Genomic DNA, 24,741 nt, shown 5'->3' on the forward strand with positions numbered 1-24,741 from the left:
CCACGACGCTAGAATTTAGAGCGTGCTCGAAGTCAAGCGCTCCGTCCCCCAGACCGGCCTGAGCATCGCCGAGGCCGCCCGCCGCACCGGGGTGAGCGTGCACACCCTGCGCTACTACGAACGCGCCGGCCTGGTCGTCACCACCGTCGACCGCACCGCCGGCGGCCGGCGGCGTTACCAGCAGCTCGACCTGGACTGGATCACCGTCTGCACCAGGCTGCGGGCCACCGGCATGCCCATCAAGACCATCCGGCGCTACGCCCAGCTCGTCTCCGCCGGGCACGGCAACGAGCAGGAACGACTGGCCCTCATGGAGGCCCACCGCGCCGACGTGAGCGCCAAGCTCGCCGAGATACAGGAGAACCTCAAGCTCATCGACCACAAGATCGACGTCTACCGAGGCCGGCTCGCCGCCGGTGACGCCGACCGGCTATGGGCGCCCAACCGCGAGAACCACACGAGAAAGGCCACTCCCTGATCGGGTAGTGGCCTTTGACGTGTGTTGCCGAGCCGAGAGAACTATCCGCAGTGCTCGGAAGGGCTGGTGTAGGTGCTGCTGCCGACCGAGCCGCCCCACACGACGCACTGTCCGGCCGCGTCGCGCTTGACCGGCCCCGCGTAGTACTCGAACTTGCCCGAGTCGCTCGCCTTGCTCTCGTCCTTCGGCTGCAGGAAGGCCGACACCGACGTCGCCGTGCCGAGGCTCGTCGTCTTCATCGTGACGACGCAGTTGTTCTTGTTGCCCGAGTTGTAGAGCAGGTAGGTGCGGCCACCGGTGAGGGCGGCCGAGTCGATGACCGTGAAGCCGCTGCCGCAGACGCTCTCCGGGGTGTTGGGGTTGGTGGGGGTGCCGCCGCCCCCGCAGCCGTTGGTGCTCTTGAGGGCCTTCTTCGAGCCCAAGGACACGGTCGTGCCCTCCACGGTCGGGCTGGTGTCCATCGCGCCGCTGGAGGTGCGCTGTTCGTAGTGCAGGTGCGGAGCGTTCGATCCGCCCGTCGAGCCGACGGTCCCGATCACGGTGCCCTGGCTGACGGTCATGGAGCTGCCGGCCGACTTCACCTGGGTCGCGAGGTGGGCGTAGCGGGTTCTGCTGCCGTCGCTGTGACGGATCTCCACCCACCTGCCGTAGCTGGTGCTTCCCGCGTTGTAGAAGGTCGCGGTGCCCGCAGCGGTGGCGCGCACGGTCTCACCGTTGATGGCATCGCTGCCATAGTTCTGCCAGTCGATGGAGCCCGCCGGGTTGTGGGTGGGGGTCCAGTTGTTGGCGTAGAAGGTCTTCCCGCAGTTGAACGGGCTCTTGTGGGACACGGCCAGTGCGCCGGCGGCCTGCGCTGAGGCGGCCTGGGGAATCAGCGCCACCGCGAAAGTGACCGCTAGGGCGGTGATCGCGGATCTGACGGTCGGCCTGCTGGTTGCGGGCATGCTCACCTCTCTGAACAGGTGCGTATGGGGGGGATACGGTTAGGCGCTCAGTTCCTTGCAGGACGAGTTGATCATGAACATAGCGCCGGAGAGTTCTCTTCATCCACCTTTGCGGACATGAAAAATTGGTGCGATCTGGTGTCCAGATGACTCCGGAAGCAGACGGTAATCGAGGGCCCGCATAGCACCCGCATATCGCCCGCATATCAAGGCGAGCGCTTTGCGGGTGGCGCCTTCGATCAAGCCAGGAGGAGCATATCTTTCTGCACGCCCAAAATCCTAGATTTGGTCACCTCTTAAGGAGCGTCGATGAGGCAACCCGTACACATTCCACTGCCGGACGGAAGTTCACTGACAGCGACAATGACACTACCGAAAGGGACCGCACCGGCGGCCGGATGGCCGGGAATGGTGGTCGTGCACGAAATCTACGGCGTCGAACCGGACATGCTTGATGTAATAGACCTGTTCGCCGCGCATGGCTACGCAGCGGTTTTGCCGGATTTGTACAGCCACGGCACCAGGATCGGGTGCCTGACACGGGCCATGCACCAGCTCGCGACCAACAAGCCGGGGCGCCCGGCCGCCGACATCGACGCGACCCGGCGGTGGCTGGCCGGCCGCGAAGACGTCGACGGCGGCCGGCTCGGGGTGATCGGATTCTGCATGGGCGGTGGATTCGCCCTCGCGTACGCGGCGAGCGAGCCGCCCGGCGTGCGAGCCGTATCGGTGAACTACGGCGCGGTCCCCCGGGACCAGGAAGAGCTGCGGGCGGTGTGCCCGGTCGTGGGCTCCTACGGCGGCCGCGACCTAGGCTTCCGGCCGCACGGTACGCGGCTGCGGGAGCACATGCGGACGCTCGGCATCGAGCACGACGTGGAGATCTATCCCGGCGCCGGGCACTCCTTCATGACCGACGGTCATCACCCCATCGCGAAACTCGCGCTGTTCCCGCTGCGTCACGGCCTCGTCCGTCCGGCGGCGGACGACGCATGGCAGCGCACATTCGCCTTCCTCGACAAACACATCGCGAACCACGAGTAGGCCGCAACCTGGGAGCCGCCTTCGGGATAGAGGAGATTGTCAGCACCTCGGACACGGAGGAACTACCCATGACGGGACACACCGCCCCATGGTTACGGCGAGAGTGGTGAGTCAACCTACGGAGCAGCTCGGCGATCTGGAAGTTGTCGCCGCCTCTCTGGAAGACCCCGAGGCCTTCGGCGAATTGTTCCGCCGCCACGCCCCACGACTCCATGCCTACATCAAGCGGCGCCTCGGGCCCGCTCTCGCCGATGACGTCGTGGCGGAGGCGTTCGCCACCGCGTTCCGGCAGCGGGAGCGGTTCGACGGGCGATCGGAGTTCGGCGCGTGGCTGTGGGGCATCGCCAGCAATCTGCTCGCCAAGCACCATCGGCAGGAAACCCGTATGTACAAGGCGTTCGCCCGAACGGGCGTGGATCCCGCGGAGGACGGCCTCGCCGAACTGGTCAGCGATCGGGTGGCCGCCGCGGCGCACGGCCCTCGTCTGGCGAAGGCCCTCGCCTCGCTGAGCGCCCAGGACCGCAGCGCCGTTCTGTTGCTCGCCTGGGGCGAGCTGTCGTACGCCGAGATCGCGGCGGGGAAAGGATCGGCACCCTGTTCCTGGAGACCACGAAGAGAGGGCGGACGTGCCACCGGAGTAGTGATCAACGATTCTTCGGCATGACCCCCGAACAGGTGGCCGCGCTGCCGACCCAGCCCGAGCAACTGGAGAACGCCCTGCTGGACCTCAACGGCAACTGGGAGGCGTACACCCCGACCGTCACGAGGAAGCCGATACGGGCGCTGCGGGGTGAGAAGCGCGTCCGGGCGCTGAGTGATGTGGCCGGCACCCTGCTGGCCGGGGCACCCGCCCCTCCGGAGGTACGGGCGGCCGCGTTCCGGATGCTCGCCACCCTGCCCGGCGTCAAGGTCGAGGCCGAGACGACCGACCCCCTGGGCCGCCGCGGAGTGGTGATCTCCTTGCCGGTGGAGACGACCATTCCCCTCGGCCTCTCCACCGCGCCCAAGCAGCTCGGCACGTACCGCCGCCAGTGGATCATCAACCCCCGCAACGGAACGCTGCTGGCCATGCGGTATGTCGTGGCGACGCCGCCGCATGGCTCCCGGGAACTCCCTCCGGGAGACGACGGCAAGCCTCGCCGCCTGACGGTCGGGGGCCAGCCTGACCGGTTCCATAAGCCTGGCGAAGTGTCCGAGTACGAGACGTACGAGGTCGCGGAGTGGACCGAAACGGCGCCGAACTGACCTATCCGAACCTCGGCCGATTCGGTAGATCGTCGCGTGGCCATCAATTATGGACGCGGCCGCCACAGGGCTCCCATAAAGCCGCCATAAAATGGCCACACGATGGACATTCGCCCCTCTGACCTGGGATGACGATATTTATTAGCGCTTTCCAGGAATTGCCGCAACGCATAGTCCGTACGCGATTTGAGCACCGACTTAAATGTTTGTACAGGCCCTTGTTGAGAGGTTTTTGGTCATCTACTGTCCAGGTGGCAATGATCAGATCACCAGCTCACCAGGAGAACTACTTGCGCCGATTAACGATAACCATCGCCGCCGCGATGATGATGCTCCCCTTGCTCTCCCCGGAGGCATCCGCCACCACCACCGATGAACCGGCGCCGGCCGAGGTCCAGGAAGTCGGCCCGGGTCAATACTTCGCCGACTCCAACACCTTCAAGATCAGCGAACTGGACGTGTCCGAAGGGGTGATCGGCCGCCAGCACGGCGTCGCCGCCGCCGCCGGTGATCTGGCTCGGCCGCAATCGGCCCCCGCCACCCGCCCCGAGCTGGCCGTCTTCGGGCCCGGATGGCAGGCGGAGTTCCTCGGCGGGGCGATCAACCGGAAACTGGAGGTCCAGAGCGGTGCCATCGTGGCCACCGAACTGGCCGACGGAACCGCGATCCGCTACACCCTGAAGAGCAGCGTCTCGTTCCCCGACGGCGGCGGTATCCAGACCTACGAGGACACCACCGGATCCAAGATCACCCAAACGACCAAGTGGGACGCGGTCGCCGGGACGATGCGCACCACGATGTCCGAGGCGGTCGTGGTGGATCCGGGCGCCGTGGAGGCCGGTGACGACACCTTCACCGACGCCAACGGCAACCCCGTCAGCGCGGCCGATCTCAAGTACACCTACACCTGGGCGCAGCCGGCCGGGCTGCAGAGTACCGACACCTGGCGGGTGACCAGCGCCGGTACCGCCGCCTACGGCAAGTCGACGGTGGGCTACGACTCCCAGGGCCGCATCGGCACCATCACGGAACCGGCCGGCGCGGAAGCGCCCGCGACGCTCCTCACGTTCGCCTACGCCACGACGACCACGGCCATCGGCAGCACGCTCGGTGACTACGCGGGCCGGCTCAAGGGGATCACGGTCACCGCCGGCACCGAGTCGCCGCAGACCTTGGCCGGCTATGCGTACGACCCGTCCGGCCTGCTGCGCACCGTGACCGATCCCAGCGACGGCAGCACCGAGGCGACCTACGGCTACGACGAGATCGGGCGCCTGACGTCGATCAACTCAAGCACCAACGGCGGGTGGCAACTGGCCTTCACGGCAGGCACCGCGGCTCCCACCGTGACCTCCACCGATTCCGACCGGCCGGCTCCCGACGCGCCGATCGCGGGTGCGGCATTCCCCGACCCCAACGCCACAGGCCCGCCGGCGAGCGATTTCCTCCCGGACGGCGTCGATCCTCCGCAGGCCTACCCCAAGTACTGCCCCGCGGCCAAGGACTGGATGTGGTGGACCAAGATCGGCTGCCTCTCCTGGGCGGCTCACTATGGCTGGCACATTCCGAGCTGGAAGCGGACCGCCAGCGGGTTCAAGGTCATGGGCATCACCCACGACCACTGCACGCAGTCTCCGGACCGACCCTCGGGGTTCGACTTCCGACCGGCCTGTGACTCGCACGACTACGGCTACGGGGTGATCGGCAACTCGTACAAGCATTACAAGTACTACCTCGACCGCAGTCGCAAGGCCGATGTGGACGGCCGGTTCTACATCACGCTGCGGGACAAGGTATGCGGTGGGTACTTCATCCTGTTCCGCGCGACCTGCAGGCGGATCGCGCTGGTCTACTGGGGGGTTGTCCGCGTCAAGGGCAATCCCAAGAACGGCGCGAACGCGACGTGATGCCACGGGTGAGCCGGGCGACATCGTCGTCCGGCTCACCCGGATTCATGCGGCTTCATCCTCGCCCGCGGGCGGCTGCGCGGGGCCGGGGGACCCGGCGTGGACCAACCGTATGATCGCCTGGCTCATCCGGGCGTAGTCATGGTCGTTGACCAGTTCGCCGCGGAGGCTGAAGTCGCTCATCACCGCGATCCGGTCGGCGAGGGTGACGATCTCCGGCAGGTCCGACGAGATCAGCAGCAGGCCCAGCCCGGAGCCGGCCAGTTCGGCGATCAGCTCGTGGAAGGCCGCCTTGGTGCGTACGTCGATGCCGACGGTCGGCTCGTCCACGATGAGGATCTCGCAGCGCGCGGCCAGCCATTTCGCGAGGCTCACCTTCTGCTGGTTGCCCCCGGAGAGCTGGCCGGTGAGCTGGCGTACCGAGGAGGCCCGGATGCCGAGCCGGTCGGCGTACTCCTCGGACAGACGCCGCTCCGCCCGGTCGGTCACGAGCCCGGCGCGGGCGAGGCCACGCCACACGGTCACGCCGATGTTGCGGGTGATCGGCTGGTCGAGGAAGAGCCCTTCTTCCTTCCGGTTCTCCGTCACGTAACCGATCCGGTAGCGCCGCAGCGCCTCGCCGACGTCGCGAATGCGCACCGGGTGGCCCTGGACCTCCACCGTGCCCGACGTGATCCGGTCCAGCCCGAGCAGCGCCTTGGCCAGCTCGCTGCGGCCGGCACCCACCAGGCCGTACAGGCCGAGGATCTCTCCGGGGCGTACGGACAGGGAGATGTCGCGGTGGCCCCGCGCGGTGCTCACCCCGCGCAGGCGCAGAGCGGCCGGCGTCTCGGGGTCGACCTGCCGCTCGGGGAGGCGCACCGAGGCGTACGCCCGCCCGACCATCAGATCGACGATCCGGTCCTGCGTGTAGTCCGCCAGCGGCTCGGCCTCGGCGACGGTACGCCCGTCGCGGAGCACGGTCACCGTGTCGGCGACGGCGAAGACCTCCTCCAGCTTGTGGCTGACCAGCACGACGGCGTGCCCGCTGTCGCGCAGCCTGCGGACGATCGCGTAGAGCCGGTCGGCCTCGTCGCCGGTCAGCGACGCGGTCGGCTCGTCGAGCAGCAGCACCTTGCTGTCGATGCTGAGCGCCTTGGCGATCTCGACCAGTTGCGCCTGCGCGACGGAGAGCCCGGCGACCAGGGCGTCCGGGTCGAGGTCGAGGTCGAGCAGGTCCAGGCAGCGCTGGGCCTCGGCCCGCATCCGGGAGCGGTCCACCAGCCCGAAGCGTCGTGGCAGGTGGTGCAGCACGATGTTCTCGGCGATGGAGAACTGGGAGATCAGGTTGCGTTCCTGGTGCACCACGCCGATCCCGGCCCGCTGGGCGTCCAATGGACCGGTCAGGTGCACCTCGGTGTCACCGAGCTGCACCCGCCCGCCGTCCGGCTGGTACACCCCGGTCAAGATCTTGATCAGTGTGCTCTTGCCCGCGCCGTTCTCGCCGAGCAGGGCGTGCACGCTGCCGGCGGTGAGCCGCAGGGTGGCGCCGTCCAGCGCGCGTACCCCCGGGAACGTCTTGACCAGACCCTCGGCCGTGAGCATCACGACGACCTCCGCAACAGTCTCTGCCGGACGGTGCCGAGCAGCACCGCGCCAAGGACGACCGCGCCGACGATCAGGTCGATCCAGCGCGGGTTGATGCCGAACTGGGCCTGCATGACGTCCACCAGCCGGACCAGGAACGCCGCGAGACAGGTGCCGATGACGCTGACCACGCCGCCGGTGAGCGCGACCCCGCCGATGATCGGCGCCGCGAAGCTCGGCAGCAGCAGGTCATCGCCGATGCTGGAGTTGACCGAGCCGGAGGCGGCCACCGTGATGATCGCGGCGACCCCGGCCAGCAGTCCGCTGAGCCCGTGCGCCACGATGATCGACCGGTCGTTGGAGACCCCGGACAGCCGCGCGGCGAAGGGACTCCCGCCGGTGGCGAGCAGTTGCCGACCGGCGACCGTACGCGCGAAGAAGACGCCCACGAGCGCGGCCACCGCGAGTGCGGCGAGGAAGACCACCGGCAGCCCGAGCACGGAGGCGCGGCCGAGGTCCCGCAACCCGGGCGAGTAGCCCTGGAAGGTGTCGGGGCCGTTCACCCCGTACCGGAGTCCCTCGATGATGGTCATGGTGGCGAGCGTGACGATGAAGCCGTTGATCCGGGTGAAGACGACGAGCAGCCCGTTGACCAGGCCGGCGGCGCCGCCGACGGCGAGTGCGCCGAGTACGGCCACCGGCGCCGGCAGTCCGGCGTCGATCATCAGCCAGGCCGCGACCATCGAGCAGAGCCCGGTGAGCGCGCCGACCGACAGGTTCATCTGGCCGATCGCGAGCACCACCATCTGGGACAGTCCGATGATGATCGGGACGGCCAGGAACCGGAAGAACGCGCCCAGCGTGCCGCTGGAGAGCAGGCCGCCCCCGGTGGCGACGGCCAGTGCCACGAAACCGGCCGCTGCCAGCAGCGCGAGGGTGAACTCCGGCCGGCCGGCGATCACGCTGGTACGGCTGGTGGTCATGCCCGCGCCCCCCTTCGCTCGGCGATCACGTGACGCACCCGGTCCAGCGAGAGGGCGACCAGCAGCACCAGCCCGATGTAGAGCTTGAGCTCGTCGAGCTGGAACTGCAGCAGGTTCAGTCCCTTGTAGATGACCTGGGTGAGCGTCGCGCCGAGGACCGTGCCGAGGATGCTGACCGCGCCGCCGGCCAGCAGCGTGCCACCGAGCACCGGCCCCAGGAACGACGGCAGGAGGAACTGGTCCCCGATACTGGCCGAGAACGCCCCGTTGTTCGCCGCGAGCAGGAACCCGGCCAGCCCCGCGAGCAGCCCGCTGAGCGCGTGCGCCTGCACGACGCGGTTCTTCGTGGGAATGCCGGACAGCTCGGCGGCCTTCTCGTTCGAGCCCGTCATCAGGATCTCCCGGCCCAGCCGGGTGTAGCGGAACAGCAGTCCGACCGCGAGCGCCGCGGCCAGCGCCAGTGGCACGATCAGCGGAACGCGCGGACCGCACACCTCGCCCAGGCAGTAGTCGGCGAACGTGTCGTTGCGCAGCACGGTCATGCCCGCCGGCTGACCGCTGAAGTCGACCCCGTCGGTGAACCTCGTGTAGAGGATCGTGATGAGCCCGACCAGGGCGAAGTCCATCGCGAGCGTGACCACGAACGAGTTGACCCCGGTCCGCGAGATGATCAGGCCGGCCAGCGCGCCGAGCAGCGTACCGACGGCCAGCCCGATCACCAGGCCGACCGGCAGCGGCACGCCGAGCCGGTCGTAGGCGAGCCCCATGGCGAACGCGCTCATCGCCGCCATGCGGCCGACGGCCACGTTCATGTGCCCGAGCGAGAGGACCGCGAGCTGGGCGAGCCCGACGACCGCGTACACGCTGATGTCCGACTGCAACGGCACCAGCGTGAGCACGGTGTCCAGGAACGCCGGCCGCAACGTGGTGAAGAGCGCGACCAGGCCGACGAGCAGAACGACCAGGCCGAGGCGGGGATTGGCCCAGAGCGGGATACGCGGCGGCTTGCGCGCTCCGGCCGGCGCGGCCTCCGGTGGCGCCGCGGTCCGCGTGCTCACCGGACTCTCCGGTCGTCGATCGCGTCGCGGTCCCACTCGATGCCGAGCCCGGGGGCCGTCGGCGCCAGCGCGTGCCCGTCCACGATCTCGATCTCGTGCTGGGTGATCGCCCGCAGCTGCGGGATGTGCTCCAGGTAGCCGCTGTTCGGCACCGCGCAGCAGAGGCTGACGTGCAGCTCCATGAGGAAGTGCGGGCAGACCGGGACGTTGTACGCCTCGGCCAGGTGCGCGACCTTCAGCCAAGGGGTGATGCCGCCGATGCGGGCCACGTCGACCTGGACGATGCCGGCCGCCCGCCGGTGCAGGTACTCGCGGAACTGGGCCACCGAATACAGCGACTCGCCGACGGCGACCGGGATCGTGCTCGCCGCGACCAGCGCCTCGTGCCCCGCGACGTCGTCGCCGGGCAGCGGCTCCTCGAACCAGTACGGGTCCGCCGGTTCGAGGAGCCGGGCCCGCCGGACCGCCTCGGCCGACGTGAGCGACTGGTTGGCGTCGAGCATCAGGTCGAAATGGGGGCCGACGGCCGCGCGTACGGCGGTCAGCCGCTCGGCGTCCTGCACAGGAGAGCGGCCGAGCTTCAGCTTCGCCCCGCGCCAGCCCGCGGCCTGACTCGCCTTCGCGCCGACGATCAGCTCCTCGGTGCTCAGGTGCAGCCAGCCGCCCTCGGTGTCGTACAGCGGAATGCGATCCTTCGCGCCCCCCGCGAGCATCCACAGCGGCCGGCCGGCGTCGCGGCACCGCCAGTCCCACAGCGCCGTGTCCACGGCGGCGAGGGCCAGCGAGGTGATCGCGCCGACCGTGGTGGCCCGCGTCGCGGCGAACAGATCCCGCCACACCGCCTCCACCCGGCTGGGGTCCGCGCCGACCAGCCGCGGCAACAGGTAGTCGCGCAGCAGGGCGAGCACGGCGGTGCCGCCGGTGCCGATCGTGTACGAGTAGCCGGTCCCGGAGCCGCCGTCATCGGTCTCGATCTCGACGAAGATGGTCTCCTGCTTGAGGAACGACTGGACTGCGTCGGTGCGTACCGTCTCGACCTCCAGATCGACAAGGTACGCCTCGACGTGACTGATCGCGGGCAACGAAGCTCCTAGTTCTCGCAGGTCAGGTACTGGCTGTCGAACGCCTTCCGGAGCTCTTCGGTCTTCGCCTGCCGTTCGGTCTCGTAGCTGTCGACGTTGGCCTTGGTGACGACGAAGGAGCCGGAGTCGACGGCCACTCCCGGCTTGCTCATCGTGCAGCCACCGGCGAGCTTCATCAGCGCGTACGAGCCGACGGACGCCTGGCCGACCGGGTTCTGCAGCACCGTGCCGGCGACGGAGCCGTCCTTGATACCGGCCAGGATGGTCTGGTCGTCGTCGATCGCGATCACCTTGATCGGCAACTTGGCCTGCTTGACGCCGTCGGCGGAGGCGACCGCCGGGTTGTAGGCCGTGTTGACGATGCCCTGCATCTGGGTGCCCTTGGCGGCGAGCAGGTCGGCGACGGCCTTCTGCGCGCTCTGCAGGTCCTTGTCGACGTCGGTCACCGTCTGCAGGAGCTTGACCTTGCCGCCGGTCTCGTCGACCGCCTTCTGCACGCCGGCGATGCGGCGCTGGGTGTTGGAGTCGACCTTGTTACCGGTCAGGTGCACCAGGTTGCCCTGGCCGCCCATGGCCTGGATCGCGGCCTGCGCGGCCTTGTACGCGGCCTGCTGGACATCGGTGGAGAGGCAGAAGCCGGCCTTGTCGACGTCCCCGGCCGGGCACGAGCCGAGGGAGGCGGTCGGGTAGCCCTGGCGCGTCAGGTCCTCGAAGGTGGCGTTGATGTTCTCCGGGGAGACCCCGAAGACGCCGAAGGCGTTGTAGCCCTGGGCGGCGAGCGACTTGAGGACGTCGTTCTGCTTGGTCTGATCCCAATCGGAGGTCTCGTTGAAGGTGACGTCGCCCAGACCCAGGTCGGTCTTCACCTTGGCGCCCGTTGCCTTCCAGGGCTGGAAGTAGGGGTGCGCACCGCCCGGGACCAGGGCGATCTTGACCTGCTCGGGCTTCCGGGTGGTCGTCGCGCCGGTTGCCGCGTCGTCGCTCTTCCTCGTGCAACCGGCCATGGTGCCGACGGCGAGCGCCAGGAGGGCAGCCACTCCGCCGAGCCTGGTGAATGGTCTTTGCTTCATGACCGCGCCTCTCGCGACATCATCGATCCTATAGGATATTTCATGGATGTATAGCCGCAGGTGACGGAACCCGTCAAGGGTTGACGTCCGCGAAATGCGCTGATGCGTACCGCGCGACGCTGAGGGTTGCGACCAGTGGGGCTCGGAATCGTACATCGTGCGTGATACGCTGCAGCGGATGATGTCCAGCGGCGTGGGGAGCAGTGATGGCCAGGGATCGGGTCGGCGCGGCCGGCAGATCGGCGGAGCCGATGATCGCCCCATTGCCCAGCCGCCAGTCTCTGACTGACGACGTCTACGAGGCGATCAAGACCCTGATCATGGATCACGTCATCGCCCCGCAAGCCCGGCTGAGCATCGATCAGCTGGCCCGCGACCTGCGCGTTTCGTCGACTCCGATTCGGGAGGCACTGATCCGGCTGGAGTCGGAGGGCCTGGCCCGGAAGGAGGCGCTGCGCGGCTACACCACCACGCCGATCCTGACGCCCGAGGAGGTCAAGGAGCTGTTCGAGTTCCGTGCTGTCATCGAGCCCTGGGCCGCGGCACGAGCCGCACAACGACGAGACGCCGCCAGTATCGCCCGCCTCCAGGCCGAGGTGGACTCCGTCGACACGCTGCCGACCGGCGATACCTACCAGGCATACCGCGAACTGGCCGGCCACGACGAGCGCTTCCACCGCCAGATCGCCGAACTGTCCGGCAACGACCAACTCCTACAGGCATTCGTCCGGACACACTGCCACCTGCACCTGTTCCGCCAGCGCTACAGCACGAGGCTCGGATCCGCCACCATCGCCGAGCACCAGGACATCGCCGCCGCCATCGCGGCCGGCGACGCCGAGCTCGCACGAGCGGCGATGCTCACCCACCTGCGGCGAGCCCAGCAGCGCCTCGCCTAGTAGGCGGTACGAGCTGAAGTGATCGCGGCTTGATTGAGCGCGATAGCGTCGTGGTCATGCGGCTTCATGTGGGATGCGCGATGTGGACGCACGTGCCATGGCAGGGGCGCTTTCTGCCTCATCCGCTTCCGCCCGGGGAACGCCTGCGCGCCTACGCGAGCTGGTGTAACGCGGTCGAGGGCAACACGACGTTCTATGCGACACCGGCGAGGAGCACGGTGGAGTCGTGGGCCCGGCAGACCGCGCCCGACTTCCGGTTCGTGGTCAAATTGCCCAAGTCGATCACGCATGAGCGCCGCCTTACCGGTATCGACGAGGAGCTCCGGTCGTTCCTGGAGGCGGTCGAGCCGCTCGAATCGCGGGCTCACGCCCTCTGGATTCAATTGCCGGGGTCGTTCGGTCCGACCGATCTCGGCACCCTGGCGGGCTTCTTTCGGCAGCTTCCCCGCTCCTACAGATACGCCGTCGAAGTCCGGCACCGCGCGTTCTTCGATGACGCGCGATCCGTACGGTTGCTCGAAAGCGTTCTCGCCCGCGCTGAGGCCGAATGGGTCCCGTTCGACACCACCACCCTCTTCCAGAGCCCTCCGACCAGCGACGCCGAACGAGATGCGTGGACGAAGAAACCGCGCGTGCCCCGCCGGTCGTCCGCTCTCACCGACCGTCCGATCGTTCGCTACCTCGGCAGGGACGCCACGGCGCGTACGGTCGAGGGCTGGCAGCACTGGATCGATACGGTCGTCGAATGGCTGCGCGAAGGGCGCTCGCCGACCGTGTTCGTGCATACCCCGGACAACGCCGACGCCCTCATGCTCGCCCGGCGGTTCCACGACGAGGTGCGGAGCCGGTTGCCCGAGATCGAACCGCTGCCTGAGCCCCTGCCGAACGAGCCACTGACCCTCTTCTGACCGTGTACGACCCGTGGAAGCCGACGGGCGGCTCCCACACCCTCAGCGCCTCGGCCCTGGCCAAGGTTCTCCAGCCGGGCGGCAACATGTACTACGTATCCAAGCTCTGAGTTGAGCGGGCGGGCATCGCCGCGGTCCGGCAAGCGGACCGCGGCGATGCGGCTCAGCCCTTGTCGTGCGGCTCAGCCCGTGTAGTCGGTGGTGTGGCTGTCGCCGTCGGTCGGCCACAGGTACTTGCCGTTGTCGGCCGTCGAAAAGGCGGTGTTGCCGTCCCCTGTACGTGCCTGGATGAGATTGTCGCGCCAGGTGGAGCCGCGAGCCGATCCGCCCCAGATATTGCCGTACAAGAAGCCGTACAACTGCTCGAGTTCGGCCGAGAAGATGTTGCCGGTGACAGTGATGTTGGTGGCATTGTTGGTGACGCCGATGCTCACGGCATAACCCCAGCCGGACACATAGTTGTTCGTGAACGAGATGTGATCGTAGACGCCGTCGCCCTGCAGGGCCAGGGCGTTGGTATTGCCCAAGGAGGCCAGGGTGTTGTGGTCGACGATCATGGGCCCGCCATCGCCTTCACTCTGCGGGCCGATGCCGTCGTGGTGATAGACGTCATGCGACGTATCAGCCATGTCATGAATGTAATTGTTCGTCCAGGTCGACGGGCGTCCCGGGAAACCCGTCGTCATCTCCAGACCCGCGTTTCCCCAGATGTCGTTGTGGTCCATGACCGCAACGGCTTCCTTCATCGTCGTGACCAACTGCCAGGATTTGTCGAAAGGCGTGCCCGGCTTGGTGGGGGATGACGAGACGGTGCCGTCGTTGCCGGGCGGCATCGAATAGGAGTTGGGCTTGAACGTCGAATACAGGAACTTGACGTTGTTGTCCGAGTAGATCTGAATGAGATTGTCATTGGGATCGGTGCCCTCGAACATGCAGCCGACGAACGTAAGATTGTCGCCGTAGATCACCACCTTCAACGCCAGGAAATGCTTGAAGGAGATGACGCTGTTGTCTGGATAACGCAGCGTCAACGGTTTGCTGGCGCTCATGTTCGCGGCATGGTCGGTGAGGCTGCCCGGATACGCGCCCAAGCCCAGTCCGCCGGCATTGGCAGGCGTGTTGGCATAGCCGGTGTTCGAGAAGTCCGGCCAATACCCGGAACCGTCGTTGGGCCGCGCGTCGACGGCCGAGACGGTCTTGGCCGACACGGACACCCGAGATTCGGCGCCGGCGGTGGAGGCGGACGTCATCAGCGCGAGAGCGGCCGCGACGGCGACGGTCGCGCGGATGAGGGGAGAACGGCGGAGCTTGAATAAGGCTCCGCGAGATGATGTCTTGATGTCGTGCTCCGATGTAGTCAAGACTCCCGTGCGGCTCAGGAGTGGCCACGCGTGTCCGGGACGTTATCAATCTTCACAAGAGCCGTCAATATTCGCGTTCTGCGACTAGTCAACCGCCTGCGGTAACGCCGCTTTCCCCTGGCGCTATATGGATTTCACCCACGAACGCGCCTTGTTGATGGGCATCGCAAGCTCGTCCTGCACCAGGCGTACGGCTTCATCTTCGTCGCCGCGCACCTTGAGCTGGCGCACGCGACCGGTGATGTCCATGGCTCGCATCGGATCCGTGTACTTGTGTATGCGTCGTTGCCGCATGACCCTGACGAGCTGCACCACCCAAACAATGATGAAGCCGATAAAGAGTCCGCAGAAGATGAGATGGATCGCCGTATCCAGCACGGAGTGATCATAAGATCGGCCGCCGTCTCCCAGGAGTTTCGGCGCGGGCATTCGCCCAGCTCGCACCGAAGTTTTGCCCTTTGGCGAGGTGGTGGGGCGGCAGGCGTGGATCCGGGGGTGACCGCCCGAGGTTCACCATGCGGACGCCTGGCTGCCCCCGATGGGAGACTCCACCGTCATTTCGGCATGTCGACATGGTCGCGAGACGCTTTCAGGGGAAGGACCCGCGCCCATGACGATCGCTCTTGACACCGGCCGCTACACCGTTGGCATGGCCACGAGCGCTGCCGACGTACAGGCCGCGCAACGGCTTCGACACCAGGTCTTCGGCGAGGAGATGGGGGCGCGGCTCGACAGCCCGGTCTCCGGCCTCGACGTGGACAGGTTCGACGCGTACTGCGACCACCTCCTGGTCCGCTACGACGACAAAGTGGTCGGTACCTACCGGCTGCTCCCCCCAGGGCGTATGGACCGGCTGTACGCCGACGCCGAATTCGAGCTGGCCAACCTCGCGCCCATCAGGAAGAACCTGGTCGAGGCAGGTCGCACCTGCGTGCATCCCGATCACCGAGATGGCGCGGTGGTCGGCCTGATGTGGGCGGGCATCGCGCGCTACATGGTGAACGGCGGTCACAAGTGGCTGGCCGGTTGCTGCTCGGTACCCCTCGATGACCGGGGCGTGCTCGCGGCCGGTGTCGTCGAACGGGTGCCGCTGGGTCCGGTGGAGTACCGCGTGACGCCGCGCGACCCGTGGCGGCGGGGTCGGGGCGTGGTCAGTTCCGACCGGTTCGTACCGCCTGCTCTTCTCCGCGGCTACCTGCGGCTGGGCTCCTGGGTGTGCGGGGCGCCCGCGCACGACCGTGACTTCGGCACCGCCGACTTCTTCGTCCTGCTCTCGATGGACAACGTGAACGCCCGCTACCTGCGGTACTTCCTCGGAGAGCCGCTGTGAGTGTCACCACCGCCCGCCCTCTGGAGATCAACCCCTGGCTCCGGATGGGGCCGTGCTCCCCCGCTGCCTGCGTGGACGCTCCGGCCGCCGCCGCCGGCCACGTCCACCGGGTGGCGCGGCTCCTCGCGGCCTTCCTCGTCCTGCTCGCGGGCCTCTCGATCTCCCTCGTAGCCTGTCGAGCCCGTACGGCCTGGCGGGCGGAGATCACGAAGATGTGGGCGAGGTCGCTGCTGCGCGCGCTCGGCATCAGAGTCGAGACCACGGCCGGCGCCGCGTTCTACGCGGAATCGCAGGTGGCGCCGGTCGTGCCGGTCGTGCCGGGAGAGGGGGCTCTTCTCGTGGCCAACCACGTCTCCTGGCTCGACCCGCTGGTCATGGCGGCGACGGTGCCGTCACGCCCGCTGGCCAAGCGGGAGATCGGTGAATGGCCGCTCATCCGTACGCTGGCGGCCGGCTCCGGCACGCTGTTCATCGACAGGGAGCGACTCTCCGCCCTCCCGTCGGCCGTCGCGACGGTCGCGAACGCCCTCAGAGCGGGCGACACGGTGGTCGCGTTCCCCGAGGGCACGACGTGGTGCGGGCGTGGGATGGGGGAGTTCCGCCCGGCCGTCTTCCAGGCGGCGATCGACGCGGGTGCCGCGGTACGCCCGGCGGCGCTGCGCTACCGCGAGGGAGAGTCGACGTCGACCCGCGGCTGTTATGTCGGAGACGACTCGCTGCTCGCCTCCCTCCTGCGGGTGACCGCGACCCGGGACCTGGTCGTCGAGGTGACCCTCTTCGCTCCGGTACGCCTCGCGCCCACCGGACGACGGCACGAGGCCCGCGCCACGCTGGCCAGAATCGCCGAGGACCAGGTGCGCGCCGGCGTCGCCGGCGCAGCCGTCGTCGAGGAACGCGACAGCCGCGCGGGCCTCCCCGCGGCGTTCGCGCTGACCGGACCGGCCACCTGCCACTCCAGAGGCGTGATCACCGAAGTTTCACGAACCATCTCTCTTTGAAGAGCCATTTACTTTACGGCCGGCATGGGCCGGCCCCACCCGCCGCACGTGGCCCGGCTCCCTCCAGGGGAACGCTCCTCCGGTTCCCGGGCTGAGCGCCGTGACGTGCGCATTCTTGACCCCGGCCACCCCCTGGTTGCCCGTCGTCATCGGACCACGGGCAACCAGGGGCCGTCCTATCGAGCCAAGGACGTGAGCGTGTCGGGCTTGTTGGTGATGATGCCGTCCACCCCATAGGCGATCAGGCGGCGCATGACGTCGGGATTGTCCACCGTCCAGGCGAAGACCGCCATCCCCAGGCTGTGGACGCGCCGGACGTACTGCGCGGAGAGGTCGCCATACGGTGTGTTGATGTGGCTGGCGTAGGTCGTCAGCTTCGGTAGGTCCGCGACGGACGGTGTGCCGAGCAGGCCGATGGGCACCTCGGGCATGGCGCGGTGAAATGTCCGCATCGATGCCCAGCTGAACGACTGCACGACCAGTCGGCCGGGGCTCAGCCACGAGGTGTTGCGCCGCAGCTCGTCGGCCACGCGGCCTTCGATGCCCTGGTAGAGCGCGGGTTCCTTGATCTCCAGGAGCAGGCTGAGGCCGCTGCCGTCCATCTCGTGCAGCGTCTCTTCGAGGGTCGGCACGGGCTCGCCGTCGTACTTGTCGGCGAACCACGAGCCCGCGTCCAGCCTGCGGATCTCGGCGAGCGTGAAGTCCCCGACCCGCCAGGGCGCCCGGTCGGGGAAGATCCGCTCGACGTCCGTGGTGCGCGACAGCGTCGTGTCGTGCATCAGGACCAGCTCGTGGTCCTTGGTCTCCTGTACGTCGAGTTCGAACGAGTCGGCTCCCAGCTTCCCGGCCAGTTGGAAGGCGGCGATGGTGTTCTCGGGCGCGTACGCGGAGGCTCCGCGATGCGCGACGGCGGTGATGTCGGGGGCTTCGCGATAGTTGATGATCGTCGACGGCGATACGGCGGAGGCTGTGGGGGCTACGGCGGCGAGGGCGGCGAAGGAGATGACGACGATTGCTCCGAGTGGGCGGAACATGGGGCTCCTCGGGCTTGGGGAAGCAGCCGGCAATCCAAACTTGACAACCACGTGTGACGAGGAGTTGAGGGAAGGGCAACTCACTGATGCCGGGAGGATGAGCATTGGGACACCGGGCTATCTCGTCAGATGTCCTCCGCCCACGACGTGCTCCTGGCGCTCCATCGCGGCTTCGGGCAGCCGCCCCGGAGCGGTGCCGGTCGGGCCGACGGCGCGGTCGTACGGGATGCCGTGCTCGTGGACCGTGCGCAGGCGCCCTCTGGCCAGGCCGCGCGGGTCGACCCGCGTCCGCTTCCTTTCCTCGGCGGCCTCCAGCGAGCAGTGCACCCCCACGAACAGCACGTCGAGCCCGGTCGGCGCCGACCTCCACACGTGGATGAGATCGGGGAGGGCGACATCTCGTCGATGACCACATGGGGTCCCGATCTCGGCGGAACCGCGATCGATGGGTATGCGGCCTCCAGCATCCGGCGCCTTGCGGGCCTGCACTGGATCTCGACCATGGTCGCCCTCCGTGAGCGGACAAGTACCTGTCGTAACGGAAGCCTTCCCGGCTCAGCGGTCCGCCACGCCTGCCGCCCCGCTTTGGCGGCACTCCGTGTGTGCGGGCTGGACGGCCCGGGCCGGCGTCGTCTTGCCCGCGCTGGAGGTGCCGTCGAATGTCGTGATGAGAGGTAGACCCAGCACTACTGCCTGCCCGCCCACCAGCGGATACCGTCGAACGCGTGTTGACGAGGACCGCGCTGGAAGCGCTGACTCAGCGGCCGCCGGCCTTCCTGCGGTCCGCCTGGCCGTGGCGCTCATTGGCGTACCTGCTCGCCGGTGCGGTTCCGGGGCTCGTGGTGTTCGCCGTCGTGGCGAATGGGCTGCTGTCCCGCCTGCCTCTGGTGGTGATCGCTGCCGTACTGGCCGTGGGGGTGCTGGGCAGGCCCCTGGTTGCCCGCTTCGAGCGACAGCGGCTGCGACTGGTGGACGGCGCTCCGCTGCCGGAGACGCCCGACCGGGGCAGGCGGGAGATGGTGCTGACCCTTGTCACGGTGTTCGGGCTGTGGTGGATCGATGTCGTGGTGGTCGGGTTCACCACCGGCGGGCCGATCGTCCTGATCCTGTCTCCTGTCGTCCAGCCCGACGCGACCGGGCTCGTCGCCGGGGTGGCCGCGCTGGCGGGGGTGCTGCTGCTGCCGGTGGCCGCGTACACGGTCACTGCCTGGGCCGGCGCCCGAGGCGCCATGGTCCGGGCGATGCTGGCCCCGCCCGAGCTGAACGAGGTGCTCAGGTCACGCGCCCGGCTGGTCGACGCGTTCGAGGCCGAGCGCCGCAGGATCGAGCGCGACCTGCACGACGGCGCCCAGCAACGGCTCGTCGCCCTGTCGATGACCCTCGGCCTGGCCAGACTGGACCTCGCCGATGACGACCCCGCCGGCAAGCTGGTCGAGCAGGCCCACGACCAGGCCAAGCAGGCGCTGGCCGAGCTGCGCGAGCTGATCAGGGGCGTACACCCGCAGGTCCTGACGGACCGCGGCCTGCCCGCGGCCGTACGCGACCTGGCCGGCCGCTCGCCCCTCCCCGTCAACGTGCACATCGACCTGACCCCCCACCCACCTGTCCGTGAGAAACCGTCACCCGAGAAACCGGAGCCTGGGAGAGCGGCGGCTGGGGAGCTGTCACCCGAGAAACCGGCGTCCGGGGGACCGGCGCTCCAGAAAGCGGTACCCGAGAAGCCGGACACCGACCTGACCCGCCGCTCCCCCGTACGTGTGGGTGGGGCTGGCCACCCACCAGCACCTGTTGGTGGCGATTCGCCGGTCAGGCTGCCGGTGGCCGTCGAGGCCACCGCCTACTACGTGGTCGCCGAGGCCCTGGCGAACGTCGCCAAGCATGCCCGGGCCACGAAAGCCACGATCAACGGTCACCTGGAGAAAGACAGGCTGGTCGTCGAGATCCACGACGACGGATGCGGCGGCGCCGACCCGGCCGACGGGACCGGGCTCACCGGCCTGGCCGACAGGCTCGCCGTGGTCGGCGGGAGACTGTCTCTGTCCAGCCCGGTGGGCGGCCCGACCCTGATGCGAGTGGAGATCCCGTGCGCGTAGTGATCGCCGAGGACGCCGTCCTCCTGCGCGAGGGCCTGGCCGGGCTGCTCGAACGCTTCGGCCACACCGTCCTCGCCGCGGTCGGCGACGCGTCCGCGCTGGTCGAGGCCGTGACGGAGCATCGGCCCGACGCGGTGGTGACCGATGTGCGGATGCCGCCCGGGTTCGCGGACGAGGGCCTGCGGGCCGCGCTGGAGCTGCGCGGGAAGGACCCGGGGCTGGCTGTGCTGGTGCTCAGCCAGTACGTCGAGCAGACGTACGCGGCCGAGCTGCTCGACTCCGAAGGCGGGGCCGGCATCGGCTACCTGCTCAAGGATCGCATCGGTGACGTGCGCGAGTTCGTCGACGCGCTCGACCGGGTGGCGGCGGGTGGCACGGTCGTCGATCCCGAGGTGGTGCGCCAGTTGCTGAGACGCCGCCGCGATCCCCTCCAACGGCTCACCCCGAGGGAACAGGAGGTGCTCGCACTGATCGCCGAAGGCCGCTCGAACGCCTCGGTCGCACGGGAGCTGTTCGTCACCGAAGCCGCCGTGGCCAAGCACATCGCGGGCATCTTCACCAAGTTGGACCTACCACCGGCGCCCGACAACCACCGCCGGGTGCTGGCCGTACTGGCGTATCTGCGGGCCTGATCGGGCCGCGACCCTGCGGGGTTGACCGGGTGGGACGCAGAGTTCATTTACGCGGGGCTGCTTGGGCCGCGACCCTGCGGGGTTGACCGGGCGCGACGCAGAGTTCATTTACGCGGGGCTGCTTGGGCCGCGACCCTGCGGGGTTGATCGGGCCGCGAGGCGGAGCTCGTCTACGCGGGCCTGACCAGGCCGCGACCCTCCGCCTCCTGGCCGAGCGCGCCGACCCATCAGTCCGCCGCGAGCGCGTGCGGGTCTTCGGTTTCGATCATGGCTTGAAAGTCCTATGCCACGTCGCGTTCCTAAGTAGAGTTCTAGCAGCGTCCCGACATGAGATTCAGGATCGAGCGATGAACGAGCAGTGGCGGGAAATCGGCGACCGGGTCTACGTCCGGCGCCACAAGTCATTCGACATGAACGTCGGCCTGATCGTCGGAGACGGTCACTGCTTAGTGCTCGACACGCGCGTGTCCCACCGCGAGGCCACCGACCTGATCGAGGCGATCAGGCGGATCACCGCCAGCCCGTGGACGGTCGTCAACACCCACTCCCACTTCGACCACTACTTCGGCAACGCGATGTTCCTGCCGGGCGAGATCTGGGGTCACTCCAGGTGCGCCGAGGAGATCGAGCTGCACGGCGAGCAGCAGCGGGCGACCTGGATCGAGCTCCTGCCCGCAAACCGGCGGGCGGAGCTGGAAGAGGTGGAGATCGTCCCACCCGATCACACGTTCACCTCCATGGCCACGCTCGACATCGGTGGCCGGGCCGTGCACCTGCGTCACTTCGGCCTCGGCCACAGCAGCAACGACATCGTCGCGCACGTGCCCGACGCCGGGGTGGTGTTCGCCGGTGACCTGCTCGAAGAGGGCGCACCGCCGGCCTTCGGCGACTCCTACCCGCTCGACTGGCCCGTCACGGTCGCCGCGATGCTGGCCGAGCTGCCCGAGCGGGTGATCGTGCCGGGGCACGGCGCGGTGGTCGATCGTGGCTTCGCCCTCGCCCAGCAGGCCGAGCTGGTCGCCGTGGCCGAGCTCGCCACGCGGGCGCACGTGGAGGGCCTGCGCGACCTCATCACCCGCTTCCCGTACCCGGAGGACGTCGCCAGGCAGGCCATCGAGCGAGCCTTCCTGCAGCTCGACAGCCAGCTGGCGTAGCCGAAGCCTGGACAGCCGTACTGCCTTCTTCTATATTGCATATTGCACTATAGAAGGAGGCATCATGGCACGACGCCATGACCTGGTGGGGCTGACGGTGCTCGCCATGCTCTCGGTACGTGCCAGCCATCCCTACGAGCTGCACCGCTTCATCATCGACACGCACAAGGACTACGTGACCGGGTTGCCACGCAGCCTCTACCACGCGGTCGAACGGCTGGCGAAGGACGAGCTGATCGTGCCCGCGAAGACCGACCGCGAAGGCCGCCGGCCCGAGCGGACGGTCTACGAGATCACCGGCGACGGCCGTCGGGAGCTGGCGACGAGGCTGCACAGGCTGGTGGAGCAGCCGGACCCCGACCGGCGCACGCTGGTGGCCGCCATATCCCTGCTCGGCGCGCTGGAGGTGCCTGACGCCAAGCGGGCCCTACGCACGCGTACGGCTTCCATCGAGGGGACGATCAGCGGGATCGACGCGCACCGGCGGGCGATGGCCGACAGCGGCCTGCCGGAGATCCTCACGCTCAAGCTGGAATGCGAGCAGGCTCTCTACACGGCCGAGCTGGCCTGGTTGCGCGACGTGCTCGACCGGCTGGACAAGGGCGAGCTCGACTGGACGGGCACGGTCAGGCAGTCGCTGATGGAGCAAGTGCTGGAAAGTTGAGTGGCCGCCGGGGTGCGCCAACACCCCAGCGGCCGGAAATCCGAACAAAGGCGCCTGCCCTGTCCAGGACTCGCAGTCTCAGGATAGGCGCCGCGACGACAGGAGCTGTGCCATGTCCACTGAGATCAAGGACCTTCTCACCAGGCTCACCGAAGCCTGGAACTCCGGCGACGCCACGGCCTATGCCGAGCTGTTCACCGAGGACGCCGACTACATCACCTTCTTCGGCCTGCACCTCCAGGGCCGGGAGGCCATCGAGGTCACCCATCGGCAGCTCTTCCAGAGTCCCATCAAGCTGACCGGAGGCGGCGGCGAGCCGGTCGTCAAGCCGCTGGGAGACGGCGCCGCGCTGGTGATCTCCGGTGGCGGCTCGACCGTCGACGGACGGCCCGACCCGAGCCGCGATTCGATCGTCACCTTCACCGCCGTCAGCACGCCCGGCGGCTGGCGCTTCGCCTCGTTCCAGAACACCCGGGTCGGCCGGCCATGAAGCGGTCACTGCTGGCCGAGGTGTCCGGGGTGGTCGAAGCGCCGCCGGAGCGGGTGCGGGAGGCGCTGGTCAAGAGCCTGATCCCCAACGGCGTCCCTAACGGCGTGCCCAACGGTGTGCTCGGTGGAGTGCCGGGCGTGCCGGGCGAAGGCCGGTTCACCGTCGAGGACGTGCCGGGCCACACCTTGACCGTCGAGGTCACCGACCGCTCGATCGCTTTCCAGGGCGGCTGGTGGTATCGCGGCGAGTGGTCGCATTCCGGGCACCCACAGGGCACGCTCGTCGTCCACCAGGTCTACAACGTCGCCGAGTGGATGCGCTGGGCCGTACCGCTGGCGAACCGGTTCTTCATCGGCTTCGACGACACCACTCGCGAGGGGTTCGCCAAGGGGCTTGCCCGGATAGGAGAGGACTTGGGGTGCTCCGTGCACCTCGCCTAGGCTCCCGGCCATGAGTCTGGAATGGGCACCCCTGGACGAGGACGACGCCGGGCCGCTCGCCGAGCTGGCCGCCGCGATCGAGGCGGAGGACAGGGCCGGCGAGCACTTCAGCCTCGAAGACGTCGCCGGACACCTGGCGAACCCGATGCTCGACCTGGCCGAGGGCACGCTCGCGGCCAGGGACGGGCAGCGGCTGATCGCCTACGGCCACCTGCCGGTCAAGCAGGTACGCGACGGCGTGCACACGATGCTCCTCCGCGCCGGCGTCCACCCCGCCTTCCGCGGGCGGGGACACGGTGCGCGGATCCTGGACTGGGCGATCGAGGTGGCGCCGAAGCTGCATGAGCGGGCCTTCCCCGGCAAGGGGCTGGAACTGCAGAGCCGAGTGCCGCAGGCGAACACCGCGGCGGCGGCGCTGCTCGAACGCAAGGGCTTCGCCGCCACGCGCTGGTTCTCCCAGATGCGCCGCGACCTGTCGGGGGAGCCGCCCCAGGTGCGGGTGCCCGACGGGATCGACTTCGTCACGTACACGCCGGAATTCGAGGAGGGCGCCCGGGGGGTGCGCAACGAGTCGTTCCGCGACCATTGGGGCGCCGTGCCGCACACCGCGGAGAGCTGGCGGCACAACATCACCGGCAGTCACGGCTTCCAGCCCGAATCGTCCTTCGTGGCCCGCGCGGGGGACGAGGCGGTCGCCATCGTGATGACCCATCACCACGAGGCGGCCACGGCCGAGACCGGCGTGCGTACGGCCTGGATCGACATCATCGGCACGCTGCGGGAGTGGCGCGGCAAGGGGGTGGCGGCCGGCCTGATCGCGCACGCGCTCGCCGCGTTCAAGGAGCAGGAGTACGACAGGGCGAGCCTGAGCGTCGACGCCGACAACCCCACGGGAGCTGTCGGCGTCTACACCCGCGCCGGGTTCGAGGTCTACCAGCGCACTACGGCGTACTCGCTGACGATCACGCCAGCGTGATCTTGCCCTTCACCAGTTTGATCTTCTTGGGGGCGAGCGCACGCTTGGCCGGACCGCGGACCACCTTGCCCGTGGTGGCGCTGAACTGGCTGCCGTGACACGGGCAATGGATCTTCCCGCCGCTGACGCTGGCCACCGTGCAGCCCTGGTGGGTGCATACGGCGCTGAAGCACTTGAAGACGCCCTTCTTCGGCTGGGTGATCACGTACTTGCCCTTAACAATCTTTCCCTTTCCGACCGGGATGCTCTTGGCGCTGGCCAGAACCGGACCGGCGGCCTCCTCTTCCGCCTCGGCGGGTTGTGCCCACAGGAAAACGACTCCTGCTGCGCCCGCGGCGCCACCTCGGGTGATCAGTGCACGACGTGTGAGCATGATTGCCTCCTT

The 24,741-nt window shown here is 68.4% G+C and carries 27 protein-coding genes; 16 read left to right on the forward strand and 11 right to left on the reverse strand.

Annotated elements, in window-relative coordinates:
• The first annotated feature begins 22 nt into the window (after positions 1-22).
• Positions 23-478: a MerR family transcriptional regulator gene (locus tag AB0F17_RS41765; protein ID WP_358034972.1), complete on the forward strand. Its 456-nt coding sequence runs from the start codon at positions 23-25 to the stop codon at positions 476-478.
• Between the two features lie 41 nt (positions 479-519).
• On the opposite strand, the gene AB0F17_RS41770 is transcribed toward AB0F17_RS41765, so the two are convergent.
• The gene (locus AB0F17_RS41770) at positions 520-1,422 is read right to left on the reverse strand and encodes a M23 family metallopeptidase (protein WP_358034974.1); all 903 of its coding nucleotides are present in this window, start codon (positions 1,420-1,422) and stop codon (positions 520-522) included.
• Positions 1,423-1,731: 309 nt separating this feature from the next.
• Between AB0F17_RS41770 and AB0F17_RS41775 the strand changes: the two genes are divergently transcribed.
• The 4 genes from AB0F17_RS41775 (at position 1,732) to AB0F17_RS41790 (ending at position 5,618) form a co-directional block, all read left to right on the forward strand.
• A complete protein-coding gene (locus tag AB0F17_RS41775) occupies positions 1,732-2,466 on the forward strand; it encodes a dienelactone hydrolase family protein (RefSeq protein WP_358034977.1) in 735 nt (244 codons plus the stop codon).
• A gap of 106 nt (positions 2,467-2,572) precedes the next feature.
• A complete protein-coding gene (locus tag AB0F17_RS41780; RefSeq protein WP_358034979.1) occupies positions 2,573-3,130 on the forward strand; it encodes an RNA polymerase sigma factor in 558 nt (185 codons plus the stop codon).
• The gene (locus tag AB0F17_RS41785; RefSeq protein WP_358034982.1) at positions 3,127-3,711 is read left to right on the forward strand and encodes a hypothetical protein; all 585 of its coding nucleotides are present in this window, start codon (positions 3,127-3,129) and stop codon (positions 3,709-3,711) included. Before AB0F17_RS41780 ends, AB0F17_RS41785 begins: the two co-directional genes overlap by 4 nt.
• A gap of 290 nt (positions 3,712-4,001) precedes the next feature.
• Positions 4,002-5,618, forward strand: coding sequence for a phospholipase A2 (locus AB0F17_RS41790; RefSeq protein WP_358034985.1), 1,617 nt, complete (start codon positions 4,002-4,004; stop codon positions 5,616-5,618).
• Between the two features lie 45 nt (positions 5,619-5,663).
• Here AB0F17_RS41790 and AB0F17_RS41795 read toward each other — a convergent pair whose 3' ends face one another.
• Genes AB0F17_RS41795 through AB0F17_RS41815 form a run of 5 tightly spaced genes read right to left on the reverse strand, consistent with a single transcriptional unit; the run spans position 5,664 to position 11,377 of the window.
• Positions 5,664-7,202 (reverse strand): sugar ABC transporter ATP-binding protein, encoded by a 1,539-nt coding sequence (locus tag AB0F17_RS41795; RefSeq protein ID WP_358035348.1) that lies wholly within the window; start codon positions 7,200-7,202, stop codon positions 5,664-5,666.
• On the reverse strand, positions 7,202-8,167 hold the full coding sequence (locus AB0F17_RS41800) for an ABC transporter permease (RefSeq protein WP_358034987.1): 966 nt from the start codon (positions 8,165-8,167) through the stop codon (positions 7,202-7,204). The genes AB0F17_RS41795 and AB0F17_RS41800 overlap by 1 nt, the downstream gene beginning before the upstream one ends.
• Positions 8,164-9,225, reverse strand: coding sequence for an ABC transporter permease (locus AB0F17_RS41805; protein ID WP_358034989.1), 1,062 nt, complete (start codon positions 9,223-9,225; stop codon positions 8,164-8,166). The genes AB0F17_RS41800 and AB0F17_RS41805 overlap by 4 nt, the downstream gene beginning before the upstream one ends.
• On the reverse strand, positions 9,222-10,307 hold the full coding sequence (locus tag AB0F17_RS41810) for a mandelate racemase/muconate lactonizing enzyme family protein (RefSeq protein WP_358034992.1): 1,086 nt from the start codon (positions 10,305-10,307) through the stop codon (positions 9,222-9,224). The genes AB0F17_RS41805 and AB0F17_RS41810 overlap by 4 nt, the downstream gene beginning before the upstream one ends.
• 8 nt (positions 10,308-10,315) lie before the next feature.
• Positions 10,316-11,377, reverse strand: a complete 1,062-nt coding sequence (locus AB0F17_RS41815) for a sugar ABC transporter substrate-binding protein (protein ID WP_358034994.1) — start codon at positions 11,375-11,377, stop codon at positions 10,316-10,318.
• A 206-nt stretch (positions 11,378-11,583) separates the two neighbouring features.
• On the opposite strand from AB0F17_RS41815, the gene AB0F17_RS41820 reads away from it, so the two are divergent.
• Positions 11,584-12,276: a GntR family transcriptional regulator gene (locus AB0F17_RS41820; protein ID WP_358034996.1), complete on the forward strand. Its 693-nt coding sequence runs from the start codon at positions 11,584-11,586 to the stop codon at positions 12,274-12,276.
• A gap of 56 nt (positions 12,277-12,332) precedes the next feature.
• Positions 12,333-13,184 (forward strand): DUF72 domain-containing protein, encoded by an 852-nt coding sequence (locus tag AB0F17_RS41825; protein WP_358035000.1) that lies wholly within the window; start codon positions 12,333-12,335, stop codon positions 13,182-13,184.
• 182 nt (positions 13,185-13,366) lie between these two features.
• On the opposite strand, the gene AB0F17_RS41830 is transcribed toward AB0F17_RS41825, so the two are convergent.
• Complete coding sequence (locus AB0F17_RS41830) at positions 13,367-14,545, reverse strand: hypothetical protein (protein WP_358035003.1); 1,179 nt, start codon at positions 14,543-14,545, stop codon at positions 13,367-13,369.
• 123 nt (positions 14,546-14,668) lie between these two features.
• Entirely contained in the window at positions 14,669-14,923 is a 255-nt protein-coding gene (locus AB0F17_RS41835) for a hypothetical protein (RefSeq protein ID WP_214635349.1), read from the reverse strand.
• A gap of 232 nt (positions 14,924-15,155) precedes the next feature.
• On the opposite strand from AB0F17_RS41835, the gene AB0F17_RS41840 reads away from it, so the two are divergent.
• Positions 15,156-15,875 carry a GNAT family N-acyltransferase gene (locus AB0F17_RS41840; RefSeq protein WP_358035006.1) on the forward strand — a complete coding sequence of 240 codons (720 nt, stop codon included), beginning with the start codon at positions 15,156-15,158 and terminating at the stop codon, positions 15,873-15,875.
• Positions 15,872-16,873, forward strand: coding sequence for a lysophospholipid acyltransferase family protein (locus tag AB0F17_RS41845; protein ID WP_358035009.1), 1,002 nt, complete (start codon positions 15,872-15,874; stop codon positions 16,871-16,873). The genes AB0F17_RS41840 and AB0F17_RS41845 overlap by 4 nt, the downstream gene beginning before the upstream one ends.
• Positions 16,874-17,049: 176 nt before the next feature.
• On the opposite strand, the gene AB0F17_RS41850 is transcribed toward AB0F17_RS41845, so the two are convergent.
• Both AB0F17_RS41850 and AB0F17_RS41855 read right to left on the reverse strand, forming a co-directional pair.
• The gene (locus tag AB0F17_RS41850; protein ID WP_358035012.1) at positions 17,050-17,907 is read right to left on the reverse strand and encodes a glycerophosphodiester phosphodiesterase family protein; all 858 of its coding nucleotides are present in this window, start codon (positions 17,905-17,907) and stop codon (positions 17,050-17,052) included.
• A gap of 117 nt (positions 17,908-18,024) precedes the next feature.
• Positions 18,025-18,279: a hypothetical protein gene (locus tag AB0F17_RS41855; protein ID WP_358035015.1), complete on the reverse strand. Its 255-nt coding sequence runs from the start codon at positions 18,277-18,279 to the stop codon at positions 18,025-18,027.
• A 353-nt stretch (positions 18,280-18,632) separates the two neighbouring features.
• Here AB0F17_RS41855 and AB0F17_RS41860 point away from each other — a divergent pair, with 353 nt between their 5' ends.
• From AB0F17_RS41860 to AB0F17_RS41890, 7 genes are all read left to right on the forward strand, one after another.
• Complete coding sequence (locus AB0F17_RS41860) at positions 18,633-20,000, forward strand: histidine kinase (protein ID WP_358035018.1); 1,368 nt, start codon at positions 18,633-18,635, stop codon at positions 19,998-20,000.
• Positions 19,991-20,632 (forward strand): response regulator transcription factor, encoded by a 642-nt coding sequence (locus AB0F17_RS41865; protein WP_358035021.1) that lies wholly within the window; start codon positions 19,991-19,993, stop codon positions 20,630-20,632. Before AB0F17_RS41860 ends, AB0F17_RS41865 begins: the two co-directional genes overlap by 10 nt.
• Before the next feature lie 347 nt (positions 20,633-20,979).
• Positions 20,980-21,786 carry an MBL fold metallo-hydrolase gene (locus AB0F17_RS41870; RefSeq protein ID WP_358035024.1) on the forward strand — a complete coding sequence of 269 codons (807 nt, stop codon included), beginning with the start codon at positions 20,980-20,982 and terminating at the stop codon, positions 21,784-21,786.
• A 64-nt stretch (positions 21,787-21,850) separates the two neighbouring features.
• On the forward strand, positions 21,851-22,450 hold the full coding sequence (locus AB0F17_RS41875; protein ID WP_358035027.1) for a PadR family transcriptional regulator: 600 nt from the start codon (positions 21,851-21,853) through the stop codon (positions 22,448-22,450).
• Between the two features lie 112 nt (positions 22,451-22,562).
• Complete coding sequence (locus AB0F17_RS41880; protein ID WP_358035030.1) at positions 22,563-22,940, forward strand: SgcJ/EcaC family oxidoreductase; 378 nt, start codon at positions 22,563-22,565, stop codon at positions 22,938-22,940.
• The gene (locus tag AB0F17_RS41885; protein ID WP_358035033.1) at positions 22,937-23,380 is read left to right on the forward strand and encodes a hypothetical protein; all 444 of its coding nucleotides are present in this window, start codon (positions 22,937-22,939) and stop codon (positions 23,378-23,380) included. The genes AB0F17_RS41880 and AB0F17_RS41885 overlap by 4 nt, the downstream gene beginning before the upstream one ends.
• A 10-nt stretch (positions 23,381-23,390) precedes the next feature.
• Positions 23,391-24,356 (forward strand): GNAT family N-acetyltransferase, encoded by a 966-nt coding sequence (locus AB0F17_RS41890; protein WP_358035036.1) that lies wholly within the window; start codon positions 23,391-23,393, stop codon positions 24,354-24,356.
• Here AB0F17_RS41890 and AB0F17_RS41895 read toward each other — a convergent pair.
• Complete coding sequence (locus AB0F17_RS41895) at positions 24,343-24,729, reverse strand: Rieske (2Fe-2S) protein (RefSeq protein ID WP_358035038.1); 387 nt, start codon at positions 24,727-24,729, stop codon at positions 24,343-24,345. The two genes, AB0F17_RS41890 and AB0F17_RS41895, sit on opposite strands and share 14 nt — an antisense overlap.
• Positions 24,730-24,741: the final 12 nt, after the last annotated feature.

Origin of the sequence: Nonomuraea sp. NPDC026600 (assembly GCF_040638335.1) — a bacterium.
GTDB lineage: Bacteria > Actinomycetota > Actinomycetes > Streptosporangiales > Streptosporangiaceae > Nonomuraea.

What these genes read in the sequence shown, in the direction of transcription:
- AB0F17_RS41770 (WP_358034974.1), bottom strand. Translation starts at nt 1,422, where the DNA reads ATGCCCGCAACCAGCAGGCCGACCGTCAGATCCGCGATCACCGCCCTA.
- AB0F17_RS41775 (WP_358034977.1), top strand. Translation starts at nt 1,732, where the DNA reads ATGAGGCAACCCGTACACATTCCACTGCCGGACGGAAGTTCACTGACA.
- AB0F17_RS41785 (WP_358034982.1), top strand. Translation starts at nt 3,127, where the DNA reads ATGACCCCCGAACAGGTGGCCGCGCTGCCGACCCAGCCCGAGCAACTG.
- AB0F17_RS41795 (WP_358035348.1), bottom strand. Translation starts at nt 7,202, where the DNA reads ATGCTCACGGCCGAGGGTCTGGTCAAGACGTTCCCGGGGGTACGCGCG.
- AB0F17_RS41800 (WP_358034987.1), bottom strand. Translation starts at nt 8,167, where the DNA reads ATGACCACCAGCCGTACCAGCGTGATCGCCGGCCGGCCGGAGTTCACC.
- AB0F17_RS41815 (WP_358034994.1), bottom strand. Translation starts at nt 11,377, where the DNA reads ATGAAGCAAAGACCATTCACCAGGCTCGGCGGAGTGGCTGCCCTCCTG.
- AB0F17_RS41820 (WP_358034996.1), top strand. Translation starts at nt 11,584, where the DNA reads ATGGCCAGGGATCGGGTCGGCGCGGCCGGCAGATCGGCGGAGCCGATG.
- AB0F17_RS41825 (WP_358035000.1), top strand. Translation starts at nt 12,333, where the DNA reads ATGCGGCTTCATGTGGGATGCGCGATGTGGACGCACGTGCCATGGCAG.
- AB0F17_RS41840 (WP_358035006.1), top strand. Translation starts at nt 15,156, where the DNA reads ATGACGATCGCTCTTGACACCGGCCGCTACACCGTTGGCATGGCCACG.
- AB0F17_RS41850 (WP_358035012.1), bottom strand. Translation starts at nt 17,907, where the DNA reads ATGTTCCGCCCACTCGGAGCAATCGTCGTCATCTCCTTCGCCGCCCTC.
- AB0F17_RS41870 (WP_358035024.1), top strand. Translation starts at nt 20,980, where the DNA reads ATGAACGAGCAGTGGCGGGAAATCGGCGACCGGGTCTACGTCCGGCGC.
- AB0F17_RS41875 (WP_358035027.1), top strand. Translation starts at nt 21,851, where the DNA reads ATGGCACGACGCCATGACCTGGTGGGGCTGACGGTGCTCGCCATGCTC.
- AB0F17_RS41880 (WP_358035030.1), top strand. Translation starts at nt 22,563, where the DNA reads ATGTCCACTGAGATCAAGGACCTTCTCACCAGGCTCACCGAAGCCTGG.
- AB0F17_RS41885 (WP_358035033.1), top strand. Translation starts at nt 22,937, where the DNA reads ATGAAGCGGTCACTGCTGGCCGAGGTGTCCGGGGTGGTCGAAGCGCCG.
- AB0F17_RS41890 (WP_358035036.1), top strand. Translation starts at nt 23,391, where the DNA reads ATGAGTCTGGAATGGGCACCCCTGGACGAGGACGACGCCGGGCCGCTC.
- AB0F17_RS41895 (WP_358035038.1), bottom strand. Translation starts at nt 24,729, where the DNA reads ATGCTCACACGTCGTGCACTGATCACCCGAGGTGGCGCCGCGGGCGCA.